We start from the raw sequence: 26,098 nt of genomic DNA, 5'->3' as shown, positions 1-26,098 counted from the left end.
GGCCCAGCCCTGAACCACACCCCCACACACCTGCCTCCGACACACCCCCGAACCAACCACGAAACGCGGCCACACCCACACAAAACGCCCCACCGCACACCCACCCCACCCACCCCAACCCCCTACACCACCAACCCCCGACCACACCACCCATCAACTTTGACCCTGAAACATAGTTAAACTGTGGTCCACCCACGCGGAAGGAACAGCGAACCCACACCTTCCACGCCGTCAACCAGAACGGACCAGTCCATGCACCACCCCACCACCCCCGACCAACCAACCCCCCTCGGCCGGCGCGAACGCAACAAACTCAAAGTCAAAGAACGCCTCTACGACGCCGCCATCACCCTCTTCACCGAACAGGGCTACGACGAGACCAGCATCGACGAAATCGCCGAACGCGCCGACGTCGCCCGCGGCACCTTCTTCAACTACTTCCAACGCAAAGAAGACCTCCTCGGCGCCTGGGGCGAGCAACGCCGCCACACCCTCCTCACCACCCTCACCACCAACACCGCAGACACCACCAACCACAACACCATCCCCGACACCGCCGTCAACCAGCTCCGCCACTGCATGACCGCACTCGGCCAGATCAACGAAACCCACCAACGACAAACCAACTCCCTCCTCATGGCCTGGGTCCGCGCCGGCCGCCCCCTCCTCGAAGACCCCTACCTCGCCGAACTCTTCGCCCACATCGCCCACCACGGCATCACCCACCACGAATTCAAACCCCACTTCACCCCCCACCAAATCGGCAACGCCCTCCGCGACCTCTACCTCGGATCCCTCTACCGCTGGTGCGGCCAGCCCCACACCACCCCCGGCCAACTCACGAACGAACTCCACACCACCCTCAACCTCATCCTCGAAGGCATCCTCACCACACCAAGCCCCAACCAATAGCCGGCACGAAGGCGAGACAGAGCGGCGCGCGACGGGCGCGCAGCCGACACGCCGACGACCGACCCGCAACCGGAACCGCACCCGCACCCGCACCCGCACCCGCACCCATGGAGCATCACCCGACGTCGGACACAAGATTGTCATGACCTGCACAAGTCATTCACTCCAACATCACGCAACCCGCGACACCCGCTGACGACCAACGGCCCTGCACCCACCCGACCCCGACAACAGATGCTCCAGACAGTGCAGGGCCGCCGACCACCAACCCCACACCGCAGCGCACCCGCTGCCGGGCAGGCCGGGGCCATAAGCTGCCGGTATGGCGATCAACGCGTTCGGGCCGACCGAGTTCCAGCTGGTCCTACTGCGGCGGATGGCCGACTTCAACCCCGGACTCGTGGAAGACGCGGTCCGCCGGCTGGGGACCACTCGTGCTGTCATGCGAGAGGCGAACAAGCGCTGGCAGGCGATGGTCCGTGCACCCCGCTTCCCGCGCGGCGCGGCACGCTACGCCGCCGCGCTCGGGCCGGCGGAGGTGGTCGTGCCGCGCCGCATCGGGGACCTCCCGTGCACCGCACGGCAGTGGACCCTGCCTCTCTGGCCGGATCTGCGCTTCGAGATCCTGCTCGGCCCCGCCGACACCGGGAGCCCGCTGTTCAACGAGTGGCTGGTGCGCGCGCCGGGTACCCCTCCACCGGTACTGCGCACGCTCGCCGACCTCACGCCGTGGAGTTGCGTCGTCGCCGACCTCGGGGCCGCCTTCCCTTCCGCCGTGCCGCGCGAGGGCAGCGCGCCGGCCCGTTTCCAACTCGACTTCACCGCCCCGGACGACGACGGGCGGCCGCACCCGTCCACCGCCGACTTCACCTGGGGCCTGCTCCAGGAGGTCCGGACGGACGAGGCCTGAGGGCGGTACCCGGTTCCGTGCCCCGGCCGTTCGACGCACCACTGCCCGAGGGGACGCCTCCGCCCGACCCCGGCGACCACGTCGGCCGGGTCGGAGAAGCGGACGCCGGTCGTGCCCCGGCGGCCGCCCGACGACGGTTTACGTCCGGAGCCCGGTGTGCCAGGCTGAAAGTGTGCGTGGGTTCCCCGCGCCCGACAGCGGGAACCCGGCCTCTGATGCTCCGGCCCTTGTCACCGTCTGTCACACAGGCCGGTACGGAGCAGCGGTGACGCTGCGTGTCCGGCGTCCGGCTGGCCGGGCCCGGAATCGGCGCCGGACGCGGCGGGCAGGCCCGGTCCCGCGCTCACGCACCGCAGCCGCCGAGCGGGACCGCCGGCAAGGTGGTGAGTGCCGTGAGCCTGGTTCAGATCGAAGGCTCCGAGGAGGTCCTGCGTGCCGTGCAGGTCCTGCCGGAGCTCCACATGGTGCGTTCCAGCCTGGAGGCCCGTCCCGACGACCGGTACAAGGTCGCGGCGTACGCCTCCGATCAGGCCGTCGAGGCAGCGATTGCGCAGGGTGCCCGGGTGACGGTGCTGCTCTCCTCGGAGAGCGCCGCCGACCAGCGCGCCCGGATGTCGGCCGTGATCGGCCGGGGCTGCGCCGAGCGCGGGGAGGTGTGAATGATGCCCCCGCCCTACGCCACACCGACCGTTCCGCAGACACCGGGCCAGATCGAGGCCGCACTCGCCGACCTCGCGGCCACCTTCCCCTCCCTGTGCACGCTCGGTGAGTTCCCGAACCGCAGCGTCGAGGACCGGGAGATCCACTTCGTCCGCATCGCGAACGCACCGCAGAACGGCCGTCCGGCCGTGGTGCTGACCGGTGGTGTCCACGCTCGCGAGTCCGCGCCGCCGGACGCCCTGGTCCACTTCGCACAGAACATCCTGGTGAGCCGCACCACCGGTGCCGACATCGTCTTCCCCGCGATGTCGTGCCAGCCGCTCCCGGCCGGGCCGGCCGTCGAGTACCCTCCGTTCACCATCCCGGCCACCGAGGTGGAGCGGATCCTGAACGGTTGTGACCTCTACCTCGCACCGCTGATCAACCCCGACGGGCGGCTGTTCGACCAACTCCATCCGCCGACCGACCCGATCCGCGCCGGCTGGCGAAAGAACCGGCGGCCCCATCCCAACCCGGCCAAGGTCGGCGTGGACATCAACCGCAACCACGACATCGCGTGGAAGTTCGAGGACTACTACAACATGGGGGTCTACCTGTCCTTCTACCGGGACGGCCCCGCCTCCACGGACAACAGGGACGAAACCTACCGGGGGCCGTCCGCGGCCTCCGAGCCTGAGACGTCCAACGTGCAGTGGCTCATCGAGGACACCAGGGCCGCCTACTTCGTCGACGTCCACCAGTTCGGCCGCAAGGTCCTGCTCTGCTGGGGCATCGAGGACAACGGCAGCGATCCGTCCATGACCTTCTCCTCACCGGCCTGGACGGGCAAGCGTGACGGCCTCCGTCCGGGCAGCCCCGGTCTACCGGCGGACCGCCCCAACTACAGCGAGTTCGTCTCCGACTCCCCACCGCACTTCGTCCGCAAGACCCTCGGCACCATCGCCGGTGAGATGCGCGACGCCATCCTGCGCAGCGCAGGAGTGGACCCGACCGTCGGCACTGCGAGCCCCCGGCGCCTCCACTCCACCTATGACGTAGGCCAGAGCGCCTCGCTGTACCACCCGCTGGGCGGCCCGGTCACCGGCACCACCGACGACTACGCCTTCCGCCGCCAGTTCGACGATCCGAGCAGAGCGCCGGTGTTCGCCTTCACCATCGAGACCGGGCACGAGGAGGAGTCCGGATTCCATCCCGAGTACGGCAACCCGCCCGGTCACTACGCCAAGATCGAACGGGAGGTCCACGCCGCGCTGACGGCTCTCTGCTCCTTCGCCGCATGACGCGACGGAGGTCGACGAACACCATCCAGCCGCCCCGGCGGCCGTCGAGCCGTGAAGGCACCTTCTCGGCCGACTGGAAGGAGGGGTCCGCGCGGTCACGGCCCTAGGTGACTGGTGTTAATCGTGGGAGCTCGCGCCGGGTCTTCAACCTGTGCCAGGCTGCCGCTTGTTGGTCGCCGGGTGTGGGGAGAGGTTGAGCGATGGCAGTGGGCCGGACCCCGGTGCAGCCGGGGTTGCTCTCCTCCACGGCGGGTTTCTGCGAGGGCCGGCTGGCGCCGAACTCGATCTACGCGGTGCTGCACCGCGAGTGCCGGGTGCTGTTCCCCGATGAGATGTTCACCGATCTGTTCGCCGAGGACGGCCGCAGGTCGGTGCCACCGATGATCGTCGCGGTCGTGATGGTCCTGCAGCGCCTGGAGGGCCTGTCGGATCGGGAGGCGGTCGAGCGGTTCGCCTTCGATGTGCGCTGGAAGTACGCCGCCGGCGGGCTGGACTTCGACCACCCCGGGTTCGTGCACACCGTCCTGGTGGACATGCGGGCGCGGCTGGCCGCGTCCGCCCGGCCGAACCGGATCTTCGAACGGACGGTGGAGGTCGCCACCCAAGCCGGGCTGATCGGCCGCCGAAGGGTGCTGGACTCCGCGCCGATCTACGATGCGGTGGCCACGCAGGACACCATCACGCTGATCCGCTCGGCGATCCGTGGCCTGCTGCGGGCAGCCGATCACGTGCTGCGGGCCGAACTGCGCGCGCGGCTGTCCAGCGGCGACGCCTACACCAGCACGGACAAGCCGGTCATCGACTGGACGGACGCGGCCGAGCGGGAGGCCCTGATCGATTCCCGGGCCCGCGACGGGTACGCGCTGCTGGCCGTGCTGGACGGCCGGGCCTTGCCCGAGGATGTTGCCCAGGCCGCGCGCCTGCTGGCCACCGTTCTGGGCCAGGACCTGGAGCAGGACGGCGACGTCTTCAAGATCGCCCGCAAGGTCGCCGCGGACCGGGTCATCTCCACCGTCGATCCCGAGGCCCGGCACGGGCACAAGACCGTGCGCCGGTCCTTCGACGGCTACAAGGGCCACGTGGCCGAGGACCCCGACAGCGAGGTCATCACCGCGACCGAGGTCACCGCGGGCAACGTCGGAGACGCCGAGCCCGCCGCCGAACTGCTGGACGACGTCCTACAGGCACCTGGCCCGGCCGAGCGGGTCGAGGTCTACGGCGACGCCGCCTACGGCACCGGGCCGCTGCTGGCCGAGCTGGCTGGCGCGGGTGTCGAGGCGATGGTCAAGGTGCAGGCGGCGAATGCGCCCGCAGGACGGTTCTCCAAGGACGCCTTCACCGTCGACCTCCAGGCGGGGCAGGTTACCTGCCCGAACCAGGTCACCGCCCCGATCCGCCCGAAGCCCGACGGCCGTGGGACGGCCGGCTTCGGTGCCGCCTGCACCGCATGCCCGCTGGCAGTCCAGTGCACCACGGCCAGGAACGGACGCGTCGTCACCATCGGCCCGCACGAGGAGCACCTGGCCCAGGGCCGGGCCCGCAGCGCGGAACCCGCCTGGCTGGCGCGCTACCGGGCCACCCGACCCAAGGTCGAACGCAAGATCGCCCACCTCATGCGGCGACGGCACGGCGGACGCCGAGCCCGCGTTCGCGGCCGGGCGAAGATCGCCGCCGACTTCTCCCTGCTGGCCGCCGCCGCGAACATCGCCCGGCTCGGCGTGCTCGGAATCATGTCCACAGACGGCGGGAACTGGACGATGGCGACCGCCTGAGCGCCCCCGAGGCGGCCCGGGGACGCGCGAACGACACACCTGCCGCCACGAGCGACCCAGTACGGCACCAGCAGGGCACGGGCCGCCCGCAGCGACGCCAGCTGCCCGGCGGGCAAGCACGGACCGGACGCCGTCGACGGCGAACAGGCACGCTCAGGACAGCCCGATTAACACCAGTCACCTAGGGCCTGTTTCAAGTTCAGATCTTCGGTTTCGCCGTTTCCGGACGCTCGGCGGTTGCGTCCTGGTAGAAGTTCGGCGTGACGCGTGGTGATCTGACTGATGCCGAGTGGGAGTTGGTGGAGCCGTTTCTGCCGTTGGGCGAGCGCGGCCCGATCCCGGACCTGCGCAGGCACTTCAACGCGGTGATGTGGCGGTTTCGGACCGGGAGTCCGTGGCGTGACATCCCTGAACGCTACGGCTCCTGGTCGACCGTCTATGGCCGGTTCCAGCTCTGGGCGCTGTCGGGCACCTTCCAGACGCTGATGGACGGGATGATCGCCGAGGCCGCCGCTCGGGGGCAGGTCGATCTCAGCCTGGTCAGCGTGGACTCCACAGTCGCCCGCGCACACCACCACGCGGCCGGTATGGTCGTCGACTCCGCGCTCCTGGAGGAGCTGGAGAAGGCCGTCGCGGAGGAAAAGGGGCTTCGCGAAAGGGGCAAAATGCCTCGTTAGCGGAGGCGGCACCCCCTGTCGACGACCCGGCACGTGAGGAACGCCGCCGTGTCCGCCGGCGCCGTAGAGCCCGGCTACGGGCGGCCGAACTGGGCCGCTCGCGCGGTGGGCTGACCACCAAGACCCACCTCGCGGCCGAGCGCCGCTGCCGGCCACTGTCGTTCGTCCTCACGCCCGGACAGTCTGCTGACAGCCCGCGCTTCATCGAGGTGGTCGAGCGAATCAAGGTCCGCGTCCCGGTCGGCCGACCCCGCACCCGACCCGACGCGATAGCCGGCGACAAGGCCTACTCCTCCCGCGCCAACCGCAACTACCTGCGCCGCCGCCGGATCAGGGCGGTCATCCCGGAGAAGGCCGACCAGGCCGCCAACCGCAAGAAGCGGGGTTCACGCGGCGGTCGCCCCGTTGCCCACGATCAGGAGCTCTACAAGGAGCGCAGCACCGTCGAACGCTGCATCAACAAGATCAAGGAGTGGCGGGGCCTGGCCACACGCTATGACAAGACCCCCGCCAGCTACCTCGCCGGACTCCACCTGCGCGGTGCCGTCATCTGGCTCCGCAGCCTCAAACCCGAATGATCCGAACTTGGAACAGGCCCTAGAACTCCCCGGCCACCCCCAGGTCGCGCCGCATCGCATGCCGCATGATCTTGATCAACGCCCACAGCTCGTGCTGTGCCTCGCCGGCGGACTGCAGGCTCTCGCCGGGCCGCGCTTCCCCCTGCTCCAGGCGTTTGACCATCCCGTACACGCGGGTGAGTGCCTGGTTCGCCGTGTCGCCCGGGGCGATCACGGCGTCGGGCGCGACCATCAGGGCCTCCGACCAGTGGTTGCGGTGCGCGTCCTTGGCCTCGTCCAACGCCCGGACGTCGTCCTCACCCGGGCTCCGGTCACGCAGTACGTGCAGGTGCCGGTTGAGGGCGGTCGCGAACTGTCGGGCGTCGCGGTACAGCCGGGTGTAACAACCGCGCCGCAGGGCGAGGTTCTCGCGGGCCTCCTGAAAGGCCTGGCCGAGCTCCAGCTCGCGCCGCTTGGCCCGTTCGGCGCCCCGCTGGGTGAGCAGTGCGGCCCCGAGGGTCCCCGCCACACCGGTCGCTGCAATCGCCACTGCCGCTATGTCCACGCGGTAACCCTAGACGTGCCGAGGGACCGGCGGGTCCTGTCACCGCGGCCTGATAGCGTCCTTCGGCATGACCGATCACCGCGCCCTCCGGGTCCTTCGCGAGAACCCGGAGCTCGCCCGGCTCGCGGCCGACCCGTTCAACCTCGACCTCGACCGGACCGAGCACGTCGAGCCCGTCCGGCTGGCGTCCGGGGGGCCGCTCACGGCCATCGCCGGCGACGACACCGGCGGCACCTACTTCCGGTGTCCCGACGGCGCGATACTCTACGCCGGGTCCGAGGGTGAGGCCGGCCTGATCGCCGACAGCCTGGACGAGGCTCTGGAGACCCTGATCGGCCTCCCCTGCTGGCACGACCACGTCCTCCTCGATCCCGCCGCCACCGACGCCGAACTGGCCGCCGAGATCGCCGATTCGGAGGAGGAGCTCGCCGAGTACTACGGTCCCGACCTCGATGCCGACCGGGACGCCCTGTTCACCGCCCTCGGCCTGCGCCGCCTCCCGCCCGCCGAACTGGTCCGGCGGCTGCACCGTGCCTTGCGACGCACCGAACCCGACCACCTCCTGCTGAACGCTGAAGGGCTCAACGCCTACACCCCCCTCACCGAACGCTCGCGCCTCCCCCTTCACGAGACGGTCCTCGCACCCGGGCGCACCGACCTCGCCCTGCTCCGTGCCCGTCCCGTCGGCCACCCCGACAGCGCCGGGGCGACCGCCGACCCCGCCCGCCGCGCCACCGCGCTGCGCTCCGCCCAGTACGACCGCCGACCCGCCGACCTGCCGGTGCTGCGCCACCTGCTGCTCGCCGAGGCACGGTTCGGCCCTACCGAAGAACTCCGCCTCGCCGCCGTCCTGATCGGTCTGTACGGTGACCCCGCCGATCACCGCCTACTGGACTCCCTGCGCGAGCAGAACCCCGACACCCGGGCGCTGCTCGGCGGCTTCCCCGATCGGCCCGAACAACTCCGCACCTGGGCAACCGATTTCGACGACTCCAACCACGGCCAGGACCCCGACGACGAGCCCGGCCTCACCTGGGCCCGGCTCGCCCGCCGCCAGGGCCGCACCGAGCTCGCCCGCTGCGCCCTGGTCCGCCTCCTCGACGGCGTCGGCCCCCGCGACGAAGGCCTGCTCCCGCTCCTCGCCCACGAACTCACCCTCCTCGGTGACCACCCCCAGGCCGCCCGCGCCCGGCAACGTCACTCCTCGGCCGGTGCCGATCCGTTCGCGGGCAGCACGCTGCACCGCCCACAGCACTCGGCCACTGCTCGGTAGCCACGAGCTCGGTGCCACCGCTCGGCGCCGCCCGGCGGAGCCCCCGCCCGCGGAACGGCGACGCCCTCGCACGGAGTGCGAGGGCGTCGGGACCGTGGGCTCCGGAGGTCTGGAGCCGGTCGGGTCAGTGGGCGTTGGTGTAGAGGTATCCGCCCGTGTCCCAGTTGTAGACGGCGAGCTTGATCGTCTTACCGGCGTCGGAGCGCCCGGTGTCGACCGCTCCCCAGTAGCCGTTGTGCTCGTCGATGGTGGCGGGAACCCCGGCCCAGTCCCAGCCGCTGCCGTTCCAGGTCAGGATCCACAGGTTCTGGCCGTAGTGGGAGGTGTTGAGGAACGCGTCGACGTACTCGTGGCCGTCGCTCCCCCAGTACACGTTCATCTGCGCGTACTCGCCGCTGGCGCTGACGGCGTCGCACCAGTGGTAGTAGTCGGTGGCGCAGGCGACCCGGGAGTCGACCTGCCGCGTGGCGGCGGAGGCCGGCGCAGCGGCGGCGAGGGTGGCGCCGACGAGTGCCGCGCCCGCCGCGAAGACGGTCAACGCCTTGCGGGTCTTGAGGATGGACATGGCTGCTTCTCCTGTCAGGGTGCGATGGCGCCTCGGTGGTGGTGCCGGAGAACAAGGAGAGCAGCCGCCGCCGGCCGGTGGGGCTGTCAAGACGGCATCGACGGCGGGTTTGTCCGGCGCGGGCCGGGTCGGGGACCGGTTGCCGCGTCTTGACGACGGGCGGGCCCGACCCGAATCCACGGCCAGACCTGGCCACCGGTACCGGATGACGGTACCGTCATGGCCATGCCAGCCTTGAATGTCTCCTTCACGGAGGCCGAGCTGACCCGGATCCGTCGAGCGGCGGCCAGTGCCGGCCTCCCGGTCAAGCGCTTCGTCCACGCCGCGGCCCTCGACCGGGCACTGGCCGTCACCCTGGAGGCCGGCTACCGGCACATGAGCCGCTCACTCGGACGGGCGGAGGAGACGGCACTCGCGGACCGCGCCACCTACTTCGCCGTCAGCGCCATGGAAGGAAGCCTGTGACCTCGCTTCGGCGCGGCGACGTGATAGTCGTCGGGCGCGACGGCATGGGCGGGATGTGGGTGGTGATCTCCAACGACACCCGCAACGCCGTCCTCGACACCGTCGTCGTCGCCCAGATCGGCACCGGCTCCGACACGTGGCCGACGGCCGTGTCCATCGCCGACCATCAGACCTGCGCCGTGGACGACGTCGCCGGCCACGTCCTGACCGACTTCGTGACCACCATCCGGCCCGGCCTCTACGACGTCGAGCTGCAGGAGGGCCGGCTCGACGAACGAACGATGGACGCCGTCAGCGAGACCCTGCGGCTCGCCCTGCCGTGAACCGGCCGCACTCCGGTGCGCCAGGCGGGACCCTGAGCCGTCGGCTCAGCCGCGCGGGGCGGCCGGGGGCCACACGCCGAACCACTGCTCGGCGCCGTACTCCTCGAACCGTTGCACCTCGGTGAACCCCAGCTTCGCCGCGAGGCGCATCGAGCGGTCGTTGGCGGTCTGGGTGCAGAGCACCACCGGGTCGCCGGGGCGCGCGGCGGCGAACCAGGCGAGTGCCGCCGCGCATGCCTCGGCGGCGTACCCGAGCCCCCATGCCTGCGGCAGGAACATGTAGCCCAGCTCGACCTCCCCGGCATCCGGGCGGACGTGCCCCGGACGCGCTGCGTCGCGCCGATCGAGCGTGATCACGCCGATCATCGCTCCGTCGAGATCGATCACGAACAGGCCGGGGCGCCGCCCGGGTACTTCGGGGACCGCGCGCTCAAGCTCGGCAAGCGGTCGAGGACCACCGACGTAGGCGCCCGCCTCGGGCGATGCGAACAGCTCGATGAACGCGCCGCGGTCCCGGGCCTCGGACTCCCGGAGCAGAAGCCGTTCCGTCCTCATCGGGACAGGAGGCCAGGCGCCGGGTCCGGATTCCGTCATGGCCGCAACCTACCGCACGACCGTGGGAGTGATCCGACGATCAGGCGATCTGCCAGATCTGGAGCAGGGTGCCGCCCGCGGCTTGCAGGGTGACGGGGGATCCGTCGGCGGTGGTGGCTGTGGTCAGGAGGAGGCCGCCGGCCTTGTTGGCGACGGTGTACCCGCCGCCGCGTGAGGTGAGCAGCCAGCGTTGGCCGTCGCCGCTGTCACAGACGGCCTGGACCACGGCGGTGCCGGCTCCGGTGGAGCCGTCGGCGAGGCCGGCGCAGAGCCGGGACGCGCCGTTGACCATGGTGTAGCTGCCGTCGGAGTTACGGGAGAGCTGCCACTGCTGGTTGGGGCCGCCGTGCGTGGTCCAGGTGATCAGCCGGGTGCCCGGAGCGGTGGCGGAGGCGGGGTCGTCGAGGGCCCTGCCGCCCGTCGAGAGGATGCGGGTGCCTGCCGGCCAGCCGGGGGCGTACGCCTCCAGCTCGTACAGGGAGTAGCCCCAGGAGGTGCCGCGCTGGGTGCCGTAAAGGCGCAGGTAGCGGCCGGAGCCGTCGAGGCCGGTGAGGTCCTGGACGCCGCCGGTGCCGGTGGTGGTGGAGTAGACGGTGCGCCAGGCGGCGCCGTCGTCGGAGAGCTGGATCTGGAAGGACTTCCCGAAGGCCGTCTCCCAGCGCAGGACGACCCTCCCGATCGACCGGGTGGAGCCGAGGTCGACCTGCAGCCACTGCGGGTCGCTGAAGGCGCTTGACCAGCGGGTGCCGGTGTCGCCGTCGGTGGCGGCCGCCGCCGGGAGGCCCGCGGTCTCGGTGCTGGAGGCCGTGGTGGGCCGGTTCTGCGCCAGGTTGCCCGGCCACCCGGTGGCCGGCCAGGAGGGGTTGTGGCCGATCACGGCGGTGATCGCGGTGAAGTCGGCGTACGCGCCGACCGGCTTGGGTGATCCCCAGGTCTGCTGGGCGAGAGCCCGGAGCGGCTGGAAGAGGCCGGTGGCGATCTGGTCCTCGGTCTCGGCGGTCGGGTTGTCGCACCAGACGTGGATCAGCGAGCCGGGGTTCCCAGTGCCGTCGGTGATCGTGTTCCCGCCCTGGTAGAGGTCCGGGGTCCAGGTCTCGTACATCCACCTGGTGTCCGGCTTCGCGCCGCCGAGCACGTAGTAGGTCGGGGTCCAGGACTCGTTGGCGACGACGTGCCCGGCGTTCACGAGCTGCTGCGGGGTCAGCCCGTAGTCGTACCAGAACTCGACCAGGATGTCGGGGTTGGGCGCGATCGTTCCGTCGCCGGGCTTGATGCCGTCGTTCCACATCCGGGTGGTCCTGCCGTGTGCCCGGACCAGGGAGTCGGCCCAGTTGACGTACCCGTAGTAGGCGTCCTTGGCCGTGGCGTCGGCACCGTAGGTGGCGCGGGCGTAGCTGAGCAGCTGCGGGTACTGGCTGTAGTCGGAGACGTACTCGTCGGCGCCGATGTGCCAGTAGGGCGCGGGGAAGAGCGGCAGGTACTCCTCGATCAGGTCTCTGATCAGGCTGTACGTGCCGGGCAGCGAGAGGTCGATGAAGTCGGCGCTGGCACTTCCCGCGCTGTTCCGGAGCTTCAGCTCGGGGTGGGCGGCGAGGATCGGGTTCATGTGCCCGGGGGTGTCGATCTCCGGGACGATGGCGACGTGGTACTTCAACCCGAGCGCCACCAGGTCGGCGATGTCCTGCTTGCTGTAGTGGTCGGCGGAGACGATCTCCGGGTGGGTGGCGGACTCCAGCCGGAAGCCGAAGGTGTCGGAGAGGTGGAAGTGGAAGTAGTTGAGCTTGAGGTAGGCAAGCTCCTTGATGTGCTGCTTCACCCAGTCGACCGTGAAGAACTTCCGTCCCTGATCGATCATCAGGCCGCGCTCCGGCTTCGACGGCCAGTCCACCGCCGTGCCGGCCGCCACCGTCGGCGACTGGTGCAGGAGCTGAAGCACCGTCCGGGTGCCGTTGAACGCGCCGGTGTCGGTGGGTGCGGCGACGGTGAGGGACTGGCCGACGGCCATCCGGTAGCCCTCGGCGGGCACGGAGGAGTCGCCGAGGGTCAGCGCGATGTCCCCGGCCCCCGCGTAGCCCGTGGCGACGGTGACGCTGCGCCCGGTCAGCGCCCCGAGGTCGTCGGCGAAGGTGGCGGCCTCGTCGGAGAGTTGGTCGGCGTACGCGGGGTTGACGACGATCCGGCTCGCGGTGGTGAAGGTGTAGGTGCCGGTACCGGCGGTCCACTGACGCAGCGCCGGAACGACGTCGGGGACGCCGGAAGCGGAAGCCGCCTGGGCGTCCGTCGAGGCGGTCACGGGTGTGAGGAGCAACGTTGCCATCAGGTAGACGACGGTGACGAGGCGGAGTGTGCGCATGTGATCACCACTCGTGCGAGGTGTGGGAGAGCGAGGACTGGCCTGACGCATTGGCCATTTCTGCGTACTTCATCAGCGCATCGAGCATGATTGAGCAGAACTGCTCGACGCGCAAGACCCCCGGAGCCGTCACGACGCCGGAACCGGCCCACTGCTGCTTCCGGCGGAGCAACGGCCCCCGGTCGCCTGCGGTACAGTCCGCGCCGTGAGCGAGCACCTGCCCCCCTCCGTTCGGGAACTTCACGGCCGTCCGCGCGGCGCTCGACCTCTGTGACGACCTTTCCGGCCCCGTTGCCGACGCCCTGAAGAGCTGGGAGGCGCGGGAGGCGGCCGAGTCCGTGCCGTACGTGGACACCGATCCCGACAAAGGCCGATACCGCCGTCTTGTCCCAAGCCTACGACGTACCGCTGGAACTCTCCGGCAACTGCGTGGTGGCGGCCGCCAAACGTGGCGGGACGTCACCCTTACCGCCTGTCTGGTGCGTGCCGACACCCGCCTGGACGTCAACACGACCGTCCGCACGGGCCTCGTTCGCGCCCATGGACGTCACCGTCGCGGAGACCGGGATGGAGTACGACGGCGTCACCGCCGTCGGTCTGACGGACAGTTGGGCGCTGCTGGTCGACGAGGCGGTGGTCGCCGCACCGCACGTCCTCATCGGCAGCGGGCGGCGCCGGGGCAAACCGATCCTCCCCGACTCGGCGGTGGCACGGCTCCCCGTGCCGAGGTGCTCCCCGGCCTCGGCGTCTGACCGACGGCCAACGGGCACGCGCCGGCACCCACGCCCCGACGCCGCCACGACTCATGACCCACGACCCACGACCCACGAGTCCGCACGGGTGTCGTGCGGCACGGCCGGCGGCGGGTTCGGGATCATGAACGGATGTGTGATCCGCTGCCGCCGCCGACCCGTTCCGAGGTCCTGGACGTGCGCGAGCTGGTCCTGGTCGAGGCTCCCCCGCTCCGGCTGTCGGCGGAGGAGCGCACGGCCAGGGACCGTGCCTGGGAGCAGGCCGTCCGCCGGAACCCGACGTTCTTCGACGGGCCGGTCGTGGCGTGCACGGGGACCTCGTGGGACGGACCGGGCCGGCTGGTGGTCCGGTGGACCCGTACGACCTACCGCCACTACGCACTGCGGAGCGTGCCCGGCACGACGGTCCCCACCGGGTCGCTGTCGGTCAGCGTCCTCCAGCCCACCCCGGACCGGCGGCTGCTGGTCGGCCGGATGTCCCCGGCGACGGCCACGCCCGGCCGGTGGCAGCCACCCGGCGGTTCCGTCGAACCCCGCCCGGACGGCCGGCCGTTGGGCACCGCCGACCTGCAGCGGGAGGCGGCCCGCGAACTGGTCGAGGAGACCGGGGTCCGCGCGGCACCGGAGGAACTGAAGCTCTGGGCGGTCACGCACAGGCCGTACGGCAGCATCGGCGTGCTCTTCCTCGCGCCCGCTCTGCCGCGGGCGCTGCTGTGCGAGCGGTTCGCGGCACTGCCGCCGGAGCGGGAACTCGTCGAGATCGCGTTCGTCGGTTCACCCGCCGAGGTGGCCCGGCTGGCCGGTCCCCGCGCGGAGTACCTGGATGCGGCCCTGCACCGCTACGCGTCGCGGTAGGAGACGTACCGACTCACCGCGCCGCGCCCACCCGTTCACACCTCGGGGTCGTCCCTCCCCCGGTCGGCGATCCAGGCGCGGGCCTCGGCGTGGGCGCGGTCGAGCGGTGCGAGCAGGGGGCCACCGGCCGGGGTGATGGCGTCGGCACCGAGGTGGTCGGCGAGGCCGGTGCGGCGCAGCACGACGGCGAGCGGTGGCTGGACGCCGGCGAGGACGAGACGGCCGCCCTCGCGGTGGAGGGCGTCGGTGTAGCGGCGGAGCTCCTTGAGGATGGCGGAGGAGGGGATGTCGGGGGCGGTGCGGACCACGAGGACCAGGACGGCGTTGCGCCCGCCGGTGACGTCCGGCAGGTAGGTGCGCAACGTGGGGAGCTCGGCGAAGAAGCTGGTGCCCTCGTAGTCCAGGACGGTGACCTCGCCGGGCGGCAGCCGTTCGGGGACGGGCGCGGTGTACCAGCGGCCCTCCGCGTCCCGGGTCAGTGCGGTGAAGCGGGCCCGGCGGGCGGCCTGGACGCAGTACAGCAGGAGGGAGAGCACCGCGCCGAGAATGATGGCCTGCTGGAGCGGGAGCTGGCTGGTGGCGACGAAGGTGGCGACCATCGCGACGGTGGAGAGCCGCGAGGTGCGTACGACGAGCAGGATGTCGGCCCGCTTGCCCCAGACGAGTTCGCCGCCGACGACCAGGATGAGCCCGCCGATCACCGGCATCGGGATGCGCTCGGCGAGCGAGCCGGCGATCAGGACGACCAGCGCGAGGAAGACCCCGGAGACGACGCCGGCCCAGCGGCTGCGGGCCCCGGCGGAGGCCGCCACGCCGGTGCGCGAGAGGGAGCCGCCCGCGGGCAGAGCCTGGAACAGGCCTCCGCCCAGGTTGGCGACGCCCTGGGAGACGAAGTCCCCGTTGACGCTGGACCGGCTGCCGTCGGGGTTGGGCACCGAGGGGGGGATCCCGGCGGCCTGGGCGAGGGCGACCAGGGCGACCGACAGCGCGCCCGGCGCCAGCTGCGGGAGTGCGTCCCAGTCGGGCACGGTGAAGCCGGGCAGTGCGGCCGGGATCTCGGCGATGTCGCGGACGAGTTCGACGTCGGTGCCGAGCGCGGCGACGGCCGCACTGACCACCACCATGGCGATCAGCAGTGCCACCGGTTCGAGCCTCCGCACCACGCGGGCCAGCGCCCAGACGGCGATCGTGGCGGCGGCGACGAGGCTGGCGGAGAGCTGCCAGTCGGGCGTGTGGACGAGCCAGTCGGCGAGCCGGGTGAGCTTGCCGTGGCCGGTCGGCTGGTAACCGGTGGCGTCCTTGAACACACCGGTGATGATCTGCAGCGCGATGCCGGTGGAGAAGCCGACCATGACGGCGTTGGAGACGAAGCTGAGCAGTACGCCGAGGCGCAGCGCGCCCATCAGCAGCATCAACAGGCCGACGAACACGGTGAGCGCGGCGACGTTGCCCGCGTCGTGCGGGTCGAGGCCGGCGTCGGCGAGCACGCTCTGGCCGGTGAGCGCGATCGCGCTGGTGAGCGTGGTGATCATCAGAACGGTGGGTGCGGTGAGCGAGCCGAGGATCGGCGGCACCACGCCCGCGTACAGGCCGGCCACCGGGTTGAACCCGCCGATCGCCGCGTAGGCCATGCCTTCGGGGATCGAGAACAGCCCGGTGACCATGCCGGACGTGAGGTCGGCGGGCTCGGGCCGGCCGAGCCTGCGGCGCAGCCCGCGGAGGCGGGCGGCGAGGTTCGCCGGCCTTCCGGGGCCGGCGGCCTGCCCGACCGGACGGGGCTCGTCCGGCTGGGACGGCCGGTCGGGCTCTTCCGGGCGGTCCGGGCGCATCCGGGCGCTTCCGCGGTCAGGCGAGGCCGGAGACGGCGTCGCCGATGTACTTGGCGCCGAGGACGGCCAGCACGGTCGTCATGATCGCGGAGTTGTGGGTGGCCATCCACGCCTTCCACTCCTCCAGCACCCGGGCTGCGCGGTCGCCGCCGAGCAGGTAGACGCCGAGCGGAACCAGGGTGCAGAGCGAGCCGATGACCACCATCAGCGCACCGGCCACCGCCTTGCCAGCGCCGCTCGCACCGCTGGTGGCGATCGACACCGCGCCGCCGACCGCCAGGACGAGGTTCTTCGGGTTGGCGGCGACCAGGGCGGCCGCGAGACCGGCGGACTCGGCGGGCGTGAAGCGGTCGACCGCGCGCATCCACGTCGGCGGCGCGGCCACGCGACCGGCCCGGGGCCGGTCGTGCCAGTGTCGGACGGCGAGCACGACGAACAGGACGCCCAGTGCGAGCTTCAGCCAGTCGGCCCAGGTGGGCTTCGCCTCGCCGGTGCCCAGTCCGCTGCCGGCCACGCCGACCGCGGCCACCACGGCGCCGAGGGTGAGCACCCAGCCGGCCGTGAAGGCGGTGCCGTTGGTCCGGCCGCGCGGGGTGGCCAGCATGAGGATCACCGCGATCAGCGGCAACGGGCTGATCGCGATGCCGACGGCCGATGTCAGCATCGAGCCGATCGCCTCACCCATGGGCCCGCCCCTTTCCCGACTCCTTGCCACGTCAGCTCAACAGCCTAGGAACACCCACGGGTTTCGCACCTTTTGGGCATGATCATCCGCCATTCGGCGGCCCCCTCGAACGGGCCGCGCCCGCCCTGCGGTGCGACACCGGGCCGGCGGTGCCACTAACGGGCGATCAGCGCTGCCGGCGATCAGCACCGGTGGACCATCGGCACCACTGGGCGAAATGCGCCATTTGTCCTACCGTCCTAGGGTCGGACCGTATTCGGCTGCGCCGAAAGGAACCTCCGTGCCCGAGCTCGACCCCGTGCCCGCCTCCCTGACCACCCCCGACACCGTGAAGACGACGGCCGGTACCTTCGTCTTCGCCGACGGCATGCCGACACCCGAGACCGCGGCGGCGGTCTACGGCCGACTGGACCGCCTGCACGCCGTCGAGGCCTACCGGGCGGGCCTGCCCGCCGTCTCGCTCTGGGCGATGCGCAGGGCGCTGCTAGCCGCCGGGGTCGCCGACGGCGACGTACTGGTCTTCTCCGAGCTGATGGACTGCCGGTCGCTGTTCCTGACCGCCGATGCCGACACCGTCGGTTTCCTGACCTTCCTGGACCTCGGCGAGGGCCCGGTGGTGGTGGACGTCCCGCCCGACTGCCTGACCGTCGCCGACGACATGTGGTTCCGCTGGGTGACGGACCTGGGAGTGCCCGGGCCGGACCGGGGCGAGGGCGGCCGCTACCTCTTCGCCGGGCCCGGGTACCGGGGCCCGCTGCCCGAGGGCGGGATGTTCGTGCACCGGGTGCGGACGAACCGGGTGTGGCTCCTCGGGCGCTGCTTCCCGGAGGGCGACGACCCTGCGCCCGCGGCCCGCCGGATCCGGGAGCAGCTGAAGATCACCCCGTACACGCCCGGCGGCTACGGGACGTCGGTGGGCTCCGCCCTGCTCGGCCGCGCCGCCCTCGCCCCGCCCGCCTCCCCGCGCACGCCGCGCTTCGTGGAGGGCAGCGGTCTGGCCATCAACACCGTCGCACCGGTGGACGCCTCGTTCTTCACCCTCCTCGACGAAGCGGTGCAGGCCGAACCGGCCACGGCGCTCGACCCCCAGGCGGCTGCGCCGATCGCCGCGATCGGGATCGTCAAGGACCGCCCGTTCGCCCCCGACGGCTACTGGCAGGACGTGCTGGAGGACGCCGCGGCGACCGCCAACGCGTACGTGCGGGCGGTGGCGATGCGGCCGCGCGCCGCCGAGGGCTTCGACCTCTACCCCGGCACCGGCTCCCACTGGACGTCACCGCTGTCCGGCGGCAGGGGCGGCTTCCGGACCGCACAGCCGACGGCCATCCGCGGGGGCCTCGTGCCCCCGCCCGACCACGGGGTGGAGCACCTCAACGCCCGCTCGTCGTTCTTCTACCTCGCCACCGGCGTCACCCCGGCGGTGTCCGTGGACCTTCCCGGGGTCGGCTCCCAGCACCTCGGCGCGACCGTCGACTCCACCGGGCTTGCGCTGGAGGGTGACCGGACGTACCGGCTGATCCTGCCGCCGGCGGTGCCGGCCGAGCGGTTCTGGTCCGTCACCCTCTACGACAGCCAGACGCGATCGATGCTCGCCACCGACCAGCGCTTCCCCCGCGCGGGCTCCCGGCCCTGTCCGACCCCGGCCGCCGTCCCGGACAAGGACGGGTCGGTCAGCCTCTGGTTCGACCCCGTCCTCCCCGACGGGGTGCCCGAGGGCAACTGGGTGCAGACCGCGCCCGGCCGCAACTGGTTCGCCATCCTGCGCCTCTACGGCCCGCTCCCCGCCTTCTTCGACAGGTCCTGGCGCCCCGGCGAGATCGAGCTGCAGGCCCCCGCCACAGCCTGAGCCCCCGGCGCGGGCCCCACGCCGGAGCCGCATCGTCAGCGGCGCCCGGCGCGGGTCACGGGCCGCTGACGATGCGCCAGGCGACCCGCTTGCGCGCGGCGCCGCCGAGGGCCTGGTGGAGCGCGTCCTCGACCAGCGCGACCTGCTCGCGCATCCCCTTGGCCCAGGCCTGCTCCCGGACGTAGGCCTCGATGATCTCGATCGAGTCGGCACGCCGCAGCCTTCCGGCCAGGGCGGTGCGCAGGGCCTTCAGACCGGCCTGCATGGCGAGGACCTCCGCGTCCAGGTGCAGGCGGAGCATGCACGCCAGCTCGACGGGGTTGCGGTGGAAGACCTCCTCGTGCCGCCAGCGCGCGGGAGCGAGGTCGAACAGCCAGTTCTTGGCGGACGCCTCGAACTCCGTGGAGCCGGGCCGGCTGACCGCTCCGGGCCACCTGCCGCGCAGGGCCCCGGCGGGACGCCGCCGGGGAACGTTGTCGGACTCCGCCGGAAGTGCCATGGCGCACAACCCCTCTTGATTCCACGGGTCGGGGCGCGACCGGACTCGCCGGGCAGCGGCCCGGCCGAAGCCGCGGCGAGAACCGCTCCGGCCTCCCGGACTCCGACGGCCTGGGCGGCGCGCGGCCGAGCCGACGGGCCGCACCCGCGCCTCGGCCGCGCCCGGTCCGCCGCTCTCCCGCGACGACGCCGGCCGATCCCCTCGACCGGTTCGCGTGCGATGAGTTTCACGGCGCCCCTCGCCCCTGTCAAGACTCCGTCCGCCCGCGGCCCGCGTCCGACGGAGGGGCACGCCCCCGGTGTGCTTGTAGCGCCCACTACGGGTGGATACGCTACCAGGCATGAAGCAACTGAACGTTCGCCTGGACGACAGCATCCACGAGGCCCTCGAACAGCGCGCCGAGGCGGCGGGGATGAGCCTGCCGGACTACGCCCGCAAGGTGCTGGCCGAGGAGGCCGACGAGCGGCGGGAACGGTTCCTGACCGCCGCGGCGCACTTCGCCCAGGCATGGGGGCCGGCCTTCGAGGCCGAGTTCGGCCCCTACCCGGAGGAAGCCGCCCGCCCCGGAACGGCGGACGCCGCGTGATCCTGCGGATCGACCGGGCCTGGCTGCTCGACATCGCCCACCAGTTCCTGCCCTCCGACCCGGACGTCACCGACTACGGCTCCCTCGCCGCCGCGGTCGCCCGCCACGTCGACGAGGTCATGGACGTGCCCGTGTACGGCGCGCTGCACCAGCGTGCGGGCGCGCTGATGCACCAGCTCATCCGGGTGCCGGCGCTGGACTCCGCCAACGAGCACTTCGCCGCCGTCGTCGCCGCCTCCTACCTCAGCGCCTCGGGCGTGATCGTCACCGCCGAACCCAAGCAGGCGGTCGAGCTGGCCGCCCGCATCCGCGACGGGCGGGCCGACGTCCGCGAGACCGCCGTCGCCATCCGCGGCTGGTACCGCTGACGCAGCCGGGCCCCGTACCGGGCGGCTGTGCGGGGGCGACCGTCGCGGCGGGCGCCTCACGGGCCGCGGCGAGCCGGGTCGCACCCCGCCTGGAGGACACCTCGTTCGACGAGCGCCTCGCGTCGGGCCTCCCCGCTCGTCCTGCAGTCGCTCGGGACCGGTCCGCCCGGCCGCACGTGAACCGGCCGCGACCGCCGCTCGCCCGGTGCGGCGCTCGGGGCTCAAACCCGGTCGACCCCCGCGGGCACCCGTGAGAGCATCGGCCGGTGCGGAGACTGACGGTTCTGGGGACGTGCGGCGCCTGGCCCGAGGCCGGGCGGAGTGCCAGCGGCTTCCTGCTGGAGTACGACGGGTTCCGGCTGGTGCTCGATCTCGGCTACGGAACGTTCCCGCGGCTGTCGGAGCACTGCGCCGACGGGCAGGTGGACGCCGTGGTGATCACCCATGAGCACCCCGACCACTGTGCCGACCTCAGCGCCCTGTGCCGCGCACGCCACTTCGCGCCGGAGCGCGGCGATCGCCTGCCGCTGTACTGCACGCCCGGGGTGGTCACACGGGTCCAGGCGATGGAACCCACGGAGAGCCTGCTCGACGTCTTCGATGTCCACCCGCTTCCGTCCGGCCACCAGGTGGGGCCGTTCCGGCTCGACACCGCGCTGCTGCCGCATCACGTCCCCCATGCGGGCGTGCGGTTGACGGCGCCGGGCCTGAGCGTCGCCTACAGCGGCGACGCCGGTCCCGGCCCCGCCCTCGCCCGGCTCGCCGCCGACGCTGATCTGTTCATCGCCGGCGCCACGCTCCAGGGCGTCGGCTCCGGGGACGGCGACCCCCACCTGATGAGCGCCGCTGAGGCCGGGGCGTGGGGAGCCCGCGCCGGGGCCGGGCGCCTGCTGCTCACCCACTTCTGGCCCGGCAGCGACCGCACACGCTCGACCGCCGAGGCCCGAAGCACCTTCGCGGGCGAGGTGGTCGCCGCCGAGGAGGGCATGGCGTTCACCTTCTGACGCCGTCTCGCCCCCCAACCCCGACCGGCGATCCCCCCTCGCATTCGTCCGGACGGATGGTGCCCGACGACGACGGGCACACCGCGGTGTCGGTGGCGGGGTCGGCGCCGGCCACGGGTTAGGTTCATGCCCGTGACCGGCAACGATGTGGTCCTGGCGTTGGTGGTTGCCACTGCGCTGGGCTTCGACTTCACCAACGGATTCCACGACACCGGCAACGCCATGGCCACCTCGATCGTCACGGGCGCTCTCCCCCCGCGCGTCGCGGTGGCCGTCTCCGCGGTGTTGAACCTGGCCGGTGCGTTCCTGTCGACCGCGGTCGCGGCGACCATCGCCGGCGGTCTGGTCGACACCGCCGACGTGACCCTCACCGTGGTCATGGCGGGCCTGACGGGCAGCATCCTCTGGAATCTGACCACCTGGTACGTCGGCATCCCCTCCAGCTCCTCGCACGCCCTGATCGGAGGTGTGATCGGAGCGACGATGGCGGCCGCGGGCAGCTCGGCCGTCAAGTGGCAGGGGCTGGTCTCCAAGGTGATCGTGCCCGCCGCACTGTCGCCGGTGATCGCCGGCGCAGTCTCCGCGGTCGGCACCTACCTCGTCTACCGACTCACCCGGGACGTGGCCGAGGGCCCGCGCGCACACGGCTTCCGGATCGGCCAGGTCGGCTCGGCCTGCATGGTCTCGCTCGCCCACGGGACCAACGACGCGCAGAAGACCATGGGCGTCATCACGCTGGCGCTGATCGCCAACGGCACCCTGCAGTCCGGGGCGAACGCCCCGACCTGGGTGATCACCTCGTGCGCGGTGGCGATCGCCCTGGGCACCTATTTCGGCGGCTGGCGCGTCATCCGGGCCCTCGGCAAGGGGCTGGTGGAGATCGAGGCACCACAGGGGATGGCCAGCGAGTCGGCCTCGGCCGCGGTGATCCTCTCCTCCACCGACTTCGGCTACTCGCTCTCCACCACCCACGTGGCGACCGGGTCGATCCTGGGCGCAGGGGTGGGCAGGAAGGGCGCGGTGGTGCGCTGGCACATCGCCCACCGGATGGTGGCGGCCTGGGTGCTCACCCTGCCGGCCGCCGGGCTGGTCGGCGCCCTGACCTACTGGGCCACGGACGCGATCGGCGGCACCGCGGGCGTGGCGGCGATCTTCATCGTGCTGGTCCTGGCCTCGATCGCCTTCTTCGCCGCCTCCCGCCGCCCGGCCGTGACCCCGGAGAACGTCAATGCCGCGTGGACGGGTTCGCTCCACCCGGCGCCCCCGACGGACGAGGTGGCCTCGTGAACTCCTGGATCAACCTGGACGCGCTGTGGAGGATCCTCGTCGTGGGGCTGCTCACCGGAGCCGGACTGCCGGCGCTCTTCGCGATCGGCGTGCGTGCCCTCAATCCCCCGGCGGCGGCCGAAACGGCCGCCGCCGGCCGGCCCTCGGTCGGTCCGCTCGGCTACACGGTGGCCGGCCTGTGCTTCGCCGTGGTGCTGGCGGCGATCGGCTGGGGCATCTACGTCATCGTCAACCACAGCTGACCTGCGTGCGGGGCCACCGGGTCCGGGCCACCTGCCCGCGGTCCGGGCCAGGTGTGGTGCGGTGCCGAGGACCTGGTCGAGGAGGGCGCCGACCCGGTCCTGCGGCTCAGCGGCCCCGCGGCTCAGCGGCCCCGCGGCTCAGGAGCTCGTGAGGACGACGAGGCGCTGGGTGGCGCGGGTCATCGCGACGTAGCGGTCGACCGCCCCCTCGATGCCCTCGCCGAACCGCTCCGGGTCGACCAGGACGACCAGGTCGAACTCCAGCCCCTTAGCCAGTTCCGGGGTCAGCGACCGGACCCGGGGCGCCGTGCGGAAGGCCGGATCGCCGATGACGCAGGCGATCCCCTCGGTGTGCTCGGCGAGCCAGCCGTCGAGGACGGCGTCCAGCTCCGCCACGGAACCGTGGACGACCGGCACCCCGCTGCTGCGGACCGAGGCGGGCACGTTGGCGTCCGGGAGCACGGCCCGGATCACCGGCTCGGCCTCCGCCATGACCTCCTGCGGCGTCCGGTAGTTGATGCTCAGCGAGGCGAGGGTGACGCGGTCAAGTCCGACCCGCTCCAGCCGCTCCTGCCACGACTCGGTGAACCCGTGCCTGGCCTGGGCGCGGTCCCCGACGATGGTGAAGCTCCGGGACGGGCAGCGCCGGAGGAGCATCTGCCACTCCGCGTCGGTCAGCTCCTGGGCCTCGTCCACGACGATGTGGGCGAACGGGCCGGCGAGCCGGTCCTGGTCGGCACCGGGCAGCGCGCCCTCGTCGACCAGGCTGTCCTGGAGGTCCCGCCCGCGCAGCATCGTCACCGCGCCCTCACCGTCGTCGTCGGCCGCGAGCAGGTCGTCGATGACACGGGCCATCCGCTCGCGTTCGGCGGCGACGGCGACGGCCTGCCGGCGCTTGCGCCGGGCGGTCTCCGGGTCGCCGAGGCGCCGGCGTGCCGCGTCCAGGAGTGGCAGGTCGGAGACCGTCCAGGCCTGGGCGTCGGTGCGCTGGAGGGCGCGGACCCCGTCCCGGCCGAGCCAGGGAGCGCAGAGCCGCAGGTAGGCGGGGACCGTCCAGAGGTCTCCGACGAGCTCGGCCGCTTCGAGCATCGGCCAGGCTCGGTGGAGGGTGGTGACCAGCTCCTCGTCCTGCAGCAGCGACCTGCGGAACAGCTCCGGCGAGACGGTCTCGTCGCCGTTCTTCTCCATCAGGATCGCGACCAGCTCGTCCCAGATCTGCTCGCGCGCCTCGTTGTGCGGGGTGCCCGGCTCCGGCGCGTCGAACGCCTGCGCCCAGTCCTCGGCGCTCAGCCAGAGGTCGGACCAGTGGGTCTCCACCGCCATCCCCTCGGTGGGCGGCTCCTCGTAGATGCCGACGGCCTTCTCGATCGCCTGCACCAGGCCGGCGGAGGACTTCAGCCGGGCCACCTCCGGGTCGGTCTCGATCGGCGCGCCGGCGCCCTCGGGGACGAGGTCGCGCACGGTGCAGGTCTGCACGCCCTCCTCGCCGAGGCTGGGGAGCACGTCGGCGACATAGGCCAGGTAGGGCTGGTGCGGGCCCACGAACAGCACGCCGCCGCGCCGGTGTCCCAGGCGCGGGTCCGAGTAGAGGAGGTGGGCGGTGCGGTGCAGGGCGACCACGGTCTTGCCGGTTCCGGGGCCGCCGTCGACGACCAGCGCGCCGCGGGACCCTGCGCGGATGACGGCGTCCTGGTCGGCTTGGATGGTGCCGAGGACGTCCCGCATCCGGGACGACCGGTTGGCACCGAGGCTCGCGATGAAGGCTGACTGGTCGTCGAGCGCGGCGTGCCCCTCCCGCCCGTCCGCGGTGAACACCTCGTCCCAGTAGTCGCCGATCCGGCCGCGGGTCCAGCGGTAGCGGCGGCGGCTGGCCAGGCCCATCGGGTCGGCGTGGGTCGCGGCGAAGAACGGCTCGGCCGCGGGTGAGCGCCAGTCCACCAGCAGCCGGCGGCCGTCGCCGTCGGTGAGGCCGAGCCGGCCGATGTAGACGGGCCCGGCGCCCTCCGCGCCGACGATGCGCCCGAGGCACAGGTCGAGGCCGAAGCGGCGCAGGGTGCGCAGGCGGCCGGTCAGCCGGTGGATCTCGGCGTCCCGGTCCATCGCCTCCCGGCCGACGCCGCCGGGCGCCCTGCGCGCGGCGTCGAGGCGGTCGGACAGCTCGGCGACCGTCTGCTCCACGCTCGCCGCGACGGCGGCGAAGTGCCGCTCGTCGCCGGCGATCAGCGCCGGGTCGGCCTTGGCGGCGAGGTGGTCGGGGAGGTCGAACGCACTGGTCGTCAGTGGGGTCGGGGTCGTCACGGCGGCTCCGTTCCGCGGCCGATCCGGCGAGGGCCCGGGCGGGCCTCGCGGATCTTCCGGTTGCGCTGGTCCAGGTCTAGGCCAGCGATTCTGCGCCAGGACGGGGGCCTTGCCGCAAGCCCCCCACTGCGCTATAAGTTGAGAGTGGCGAGGAGTGCGGACTCCTCGCCTCTGTCGTTCGCCGGGCCGGGACCCCCGGCGGTGCCGGAGGCCCCGGCCGGACGCGGGCCCGTCAACCGAGCGTGACGCCCCGTTCCCGTGCCAGCTCCTCCAGGCCGTACCGGCTCACGTGCTCGGCGTTGCCGAGGTCGATCGTCCGGACGCCGGCGGCGGCCAGCCGCTCGTTGATCTCGTCCAGGTGCTGCCGGACGACCTGCTTCTCGGCGTCGGTGGTGCGCCCCTTGTGCGGCCTCCCGGCGTGCTCCAGGCTGGCGTAGTTGGGCCGCTCCTTGGCTGCGGCCGGTGCCGCGCCCTGGGCGGGGACCGTCCGCGTCACCCGCTTGGCCCCCCGCAGCACCTCGGCCATCGGAGCGGCCGAGGCCAGCCGGTCGAACACCTCGGCCTCCAGAACGACCGTCTCCGGCTCGTCGGCGTCCGGGTGGTGCAGCTCGATCGTCACCAGGTCGAGCGCGTGCTCCTCCACCGCCGCGAGCTCGTCGGCCAACGCCTCGATCTCCACCGGGCCGTCCGCCAGGTCCGGATGCTCGCGGACGACGATGCGTACCAGGTCAGCCTCGTTCTCCGCGTGCTTCCCCGTCAGGTCCGAGAACCGGATGATCTTCTGACCCATGTCTTCTCCCTCGTCGATGGTGTGATCAGCCGAGAGCCTACTTCCGTCGCAGCGGTGGCCTCGCGGCCGTCACGACCGGTCCCTGCCGGGCCCCGGGTGGCGGCGGATTCCGGCCGATCGGGGCACGGCGGGGCACGCACGGGTGAAGGAC

24 protein-coding genes and 2 pseudogenes are annotated in these 26,098 nt (G+C 72.3%); 17 read left to right on the top strand and 9 right to left on the bottom strand.

Annotation, left to right across the window (positions count from 1 at the left end; genetic code table 11):
- Window positions 1–252 precede the first annotated feature (252 nt).
- The 6 genes and pseudogenes from ACF9IK_RS36610 (at window position 253) to ACF9IK_RS36585 (ending at window position 6,789) form a co-directional block, all read left to right on the top strand.
- Window positions 253–912: a TetR/AcrR family transcriptional regulator gene (locus tag ACF9IK_RS36610; RefSeq protein ID WP_395298372.1), complete on the top strand. Its 660-nt coding sequence runs from the start codon at window positions 253–255 to the stop codon at window positions 910–912.
- A 322-nt stretch (window positions 913–1,234) separates the two neighbouring features.
- Window positions 1,235–1,822 carry a hypothetical protein gene (locus tag ACF9IK_RS36605; protein ID WP_395298371.1) on the top strand — a complete coding sequence of 196 codons (588 nt, stop codon included), beginning with the start codon at window positions 1,235–1,237 and terminating at the stop codon, window positions 1,820–1,822.
- 392 nt (window positions 1,823–2,214) lie between these two features.
- Window positions 2,215–2,481, top strand: a complete 267-nt coding sequence (locus tag ACF9IK_RS36600; RefSeq protein WP_395298370.1) for a hypothetical protein — start codon at window positions 2,215–2,217, stop codon at window positions 2,479–2,481.
- A complete protein-coding gene (locus tag ACF9IK_RS36595) occupies window positions 2,482–3,762 on the top strand; it encodes a M14 family zinc carboxypeptidase (RefSeq protein ID WP_395298369.1) in 1,281 nt (426 codons plus the stop codon). It begins immediately after the preceding gene.
- Window positions 3,763–3,962: 200 nt separating this feature from the next.
- A complete protein-coding gene (locus ACF9IK_RS36590) occupies window positions 3,963–5,534 on the top strand; it encodes an IS1182 family transposase (protein ID WP_395298368.1) in 1,572 nt (523 codons plus the stop codon).
- 260 nt (window positions 5,535–5,794) lie between these two features.
- Window positions 5,795–6,789 (top strand): annotated as a pseudogene (locus tag ACF9IK_RS36585) (IS5 family transposase).
- Window positions 6,790–6,808: 19 nt separating this feature from the next.
- Here ACF9IK_RS36585 and ACF9IK_RS36580 read toward each other — a convergent pair.
- Window positions 6,809–7,333 (bottom strand): hypothetical protein, encoded by a 525-nt coding sequence (locus ACF9IK_RS36580; protein ID WP_395298367.1) that lies wholly within the window; start codon window positions 7,331–7,333, stop codon window positions 6,809–6,811.
- 67 nt (window positions 7,334–7,400) lie between these two features.
- On the opposite strand from ACF9IK_RS36580, the gene ACF9IK_RS36575 reads away from it, so the two are divergent.
- Window positions 7,401–8,606: a hypothetical protein gene (locus ACF9IK_RS36575; protein ID WP_395298366.1), complete on the top strand. Its 1,206-nt coding sequence runs from the start codon at window positions 7,401–7,403 to the stop codon at window positions 8,604–8,606.
- 124 nt (window positions 8,607–8,730) lie between these two features.
- Here ACF9IK_RS36575 and ACF9IK_RS36570 read toward each other — a convergent pair whose 3' ends face one another.
- Window positions 8,731–9,171 (bottom strand): hypothetical protein, encoded by a 441-nt coding sequence (locus ACF9IK_RS36570; RefSeq protein ID WP_395298365.1) that lies wholly within the window; start codon window positions 9,169–9,171, stop codon window positions 8,731–8,733.
- 225 nt (window positions 9,172–9,396) lie between these two features.
- On the opposite strand from ACF9IK_RS36570, the gene ACF9IK_RS36565 reads away from it, so the two are divergent.
- Together ACF9IK_RS36565 and ACF9IK_RS36560 are read left to right on the top strand one after the other, a co-directional pair.
- Complete coding sequence (locus tag ACF9IK_RS36565; RefSeq protein WP_395298364.1) at window positions 9,397–9,636, top strand: hypothetical protein; 240 nt, start codon at window positions 9,397–9,399, stop codon at window positions 9,634–9,636.
- Window positions 9,633–9,959, top strand: a complete 327-nt coding sequence (locus ACF9IK_RS36560; protein ID WP_395298363.1) for a type II toxin-antitoxin system PemK/MazF family toxin — start codon at window positions 9,633–9,635, stop codon at window positions 9,957–9,959. Before ACF9IK_RS36565 ends, ACF9IK_RS36560 begins: the two co-directional genes overlap by 4 nt.
- Window positions 9,960–10,004: 45 nt before the next feature.
- Here the strand turns inward: ACF9IK_RS36560 and ACF9IK_RS36555 are convergent, their stop codons facing one another.
- The gene (locus tag ACF9IK_RS36555) at window positions 10,005–10,553 is read right to left on the bottom strand and encodes a GNAT family N-acetyltransferase (RefSeq protein WP_395298362.1); all 549 of its coding nucleotides are present in this window, start codon (window positions 10,551–10,553) and stop codon (window positions 10,005–10,007) included.
- Window positions 10,554–10,593: 40 nt separating this feature from the next.
- Window positions 10,594–12,906 (bottom strand): family 20 glycosylhydrolase, encoded by a 2,313-nt coding sequence (locus ACF9IK_RS36550; RefSeq protein ID WP_395298361.1) that lies wholly within the window; start codon window positions 12,904–12,906, stop codon window positions 10,594–10,596.
- A 227-nt stretch (window positions 12,907–13,133) separates the two neighbouring features.
- Between ACF9IK_RS36550 and ACF9IK_RS36545 the strand changes: the two are divergent.
- Window positions 13,134–13,658: pseudogene (locus tag ACF9IK_RS36545) on the top strand (YbaK/EbsC family protein); the annotation flags it as partial.
- Between the two features lie 132 nt (window positions 13,659–13,790).
- On the top strand, window positions 13,791–14,513 hold the full coding sequence (locus tag ACF9IK_RS36540) for an NUDIX hydrolase (protein ID WP_395298360.1): 723 nt from the start codon (window positions 13,791–13,793) through the stop codon (window positions 14,511–14,513).
- Between the two features lie 35 nt (window positions 14,514–14,548).
- On the opposite strand, the gene ACF9IK_RS36535 is transcribed toward ACF9IK_RS36540, so the two are convergent.
- Together ACF9IK_RS36535 and ACF9IK_RS36530 are read right to left on the bottom strand one after the other, a co-directional pair.
- The gene (locus ACF9IK_RS36535) at window positions 14,549–16,342 is read right to left on the bottom strand and encodes a SulP family inorganic anion transporter (protein ID WP_395298359.1); all 1,794 of its coding nucleotides are present in this window, start codon (window positions 16,340–16,342) and stop codon (window positions 14,549–14,551) included.
- 16 nt (window positions 16,343–16,358) lie between these two features.
- Entirely contained in the window at window positions 16,359–17,027 is a 669-nt protein-coding gene (locus tag ACF9IK_RS36530; RefSeq protein WP_395298358.1) for a GAP family protein, read from the bottom strand.
- Between the two features lie 280 nt (window positions 17,028–17,307).
- Between ACF9IK_RS36530 and ACF9IK_RS36525 the strand changes: the two genes are divergently transcribed.
- Entirely contained in the window at window positions 17,308–18,873 is a 1,566-nt protein-coding gene (locus ACF9IK_RS36525) for a DUF1254 domain-containing protein (RefSeq protein WP_395298357.1), read from the top strand.
- A gap of 55 nt (window positions 18,874–18,928) precedes the next feature.
- On the opposite strand, the gene ACF9IK_RS36520 is transcribed toward ACF9IK_RS36525, so the two are convergent.
- A complete protein-coding gene (locus tag ACF9IK_RS36520) occupies window positions 18,929–19,372 on the bottom strand; it encodes a hypothetical protein (RefSeq protein WP_395298356.1) in 444 nt (147 codons plus the stop codon).
- Between the two features lie 340 nt (window positions 19,373–19,712).
- Here ACF9IK_RS36520 and ACF9IK_RS36515 point away from each other — a divergent pair, with 340 nt between their 5' ends.
- The 5 genes from ACF9IK_RS36515 to ACF9IK_RS36495 all read left to right on the top strand — a co-directional run bounded on the left by ACF9IK_RS36515 (window position 19,713) and on the right by ACF9IK_RS36495 (window position 22,859).
- Window positions 19,713–19,958: a plasmid mobilization protein gene (locus tag ACF9IK_RS36515; protein WP_395298355.1), complete on the top strand. Its 246-nt coding sequence runs from the start codon at window positions 19,713–19,715 to the stop codon at window positions 19,956–19,958.
- A complete protein-coding gene (locus ACF9IK_RS36510) occupies window positions 19,955–20,326 on the top strand; it encodes a fic family toxin-antitoxin system, toxin component (protein WP_395298354.1) in 372 nt (123 codons plus the stop codon). Before ACF9IK_RS36515 ends, ACF9IK_RS36510 begins: the two co-directional genes overlap by 4 nt.
- A gap of 266 nt (window positions 20,327–20,592) precedes the next feature.
- Window positions 20,593–21,330: an MBL fold metallo-hydrolase gene (locus ACF9IK_RS36505; RefSeq protein ID WP_395298353.1), complete on the top strand. Its 738-nt coding sequence runs from the start codon at window positions 20,593–20,595 to the stop codon at window positions 21,328–21,330.
- A gap of 126 nt (window positions 21,331–21,456) precedes the next feature.
- Window positions 21,457–22,617: an inorganic phosphate transporter gene (locus ACF9IK_RS36500; protein ID WP_395298352.1), complete on the top strand. Its 1,161-nt coding sequence runs from the start codon at window positions 21,457–21,459 to the stop codon at window positions 22,615–22,617.
- Window positions 22,614–22,859 (top strand): hypothetical protein, encoded by a 246-nt coding sequence (locus tag ACF9IK_RS36495; RefSeq protein WP_395298351.1) that lies wholly within the window; start codon window positions 22,614–22,616, stop codon window positions 22,857–22,859. The genes ACF9IK_RS36500 and ACF9IK_RS36495 overlap by 4 nt, the downstream gene beginning before the upstream one ends.
- 138 nt (window positions 22,860–22,997) lie before the next feature.
- Here ACF9IK_RS36495 and helR read toward each other — a convergent pair whose 3' ends face one another.
- Together helR and ACF9IK_RS36485 are read right to left on the bottom strand one after the other, a co-directional pair.
- Window positions 22,998–25,157 carry an RNA polymerase recycling motor ATPase HelR gene (helR, locus tag ACF9IK_RS36490; protein ID WP_395298350.1) on the bottom strand — a complete coding sequence of 720 codons (2,160 nt, stop codon included), beginning with the start codon at window positions 25,155–25,157 and terminating at the stop codon, window positions 22,998–23,000.
- Between the two features lie 232 nt (window positions 25,158–25,389).
- Window positions 25,390–25,947 carry a hypothetical protein gene (locus ACF9IK_RS36485; protein WP_395298349.1) on the bottom strand — a complete coding sequence of 186 codons (558 nt, stop codon included), beginning with the start codon at window positions 25,945–25,947 and terminating at the stop codon, window positions 25,390–25,392.
- Window positions 25,948–26,098 lie beyond the last annotated feature (151 nt).

Source organism: Kitasatospora hibisci (assembly GCF_043950205.1).
Lineage (GTDB): Bacteria > Actinomycetota > Actinomycetes > Streptomycetales > Streptomycetaceae > Kitasatospora > Kitasatospora hibisci.
This window is presented reverse-complemented; position numbering and strand designations above follow the sequence as displayed.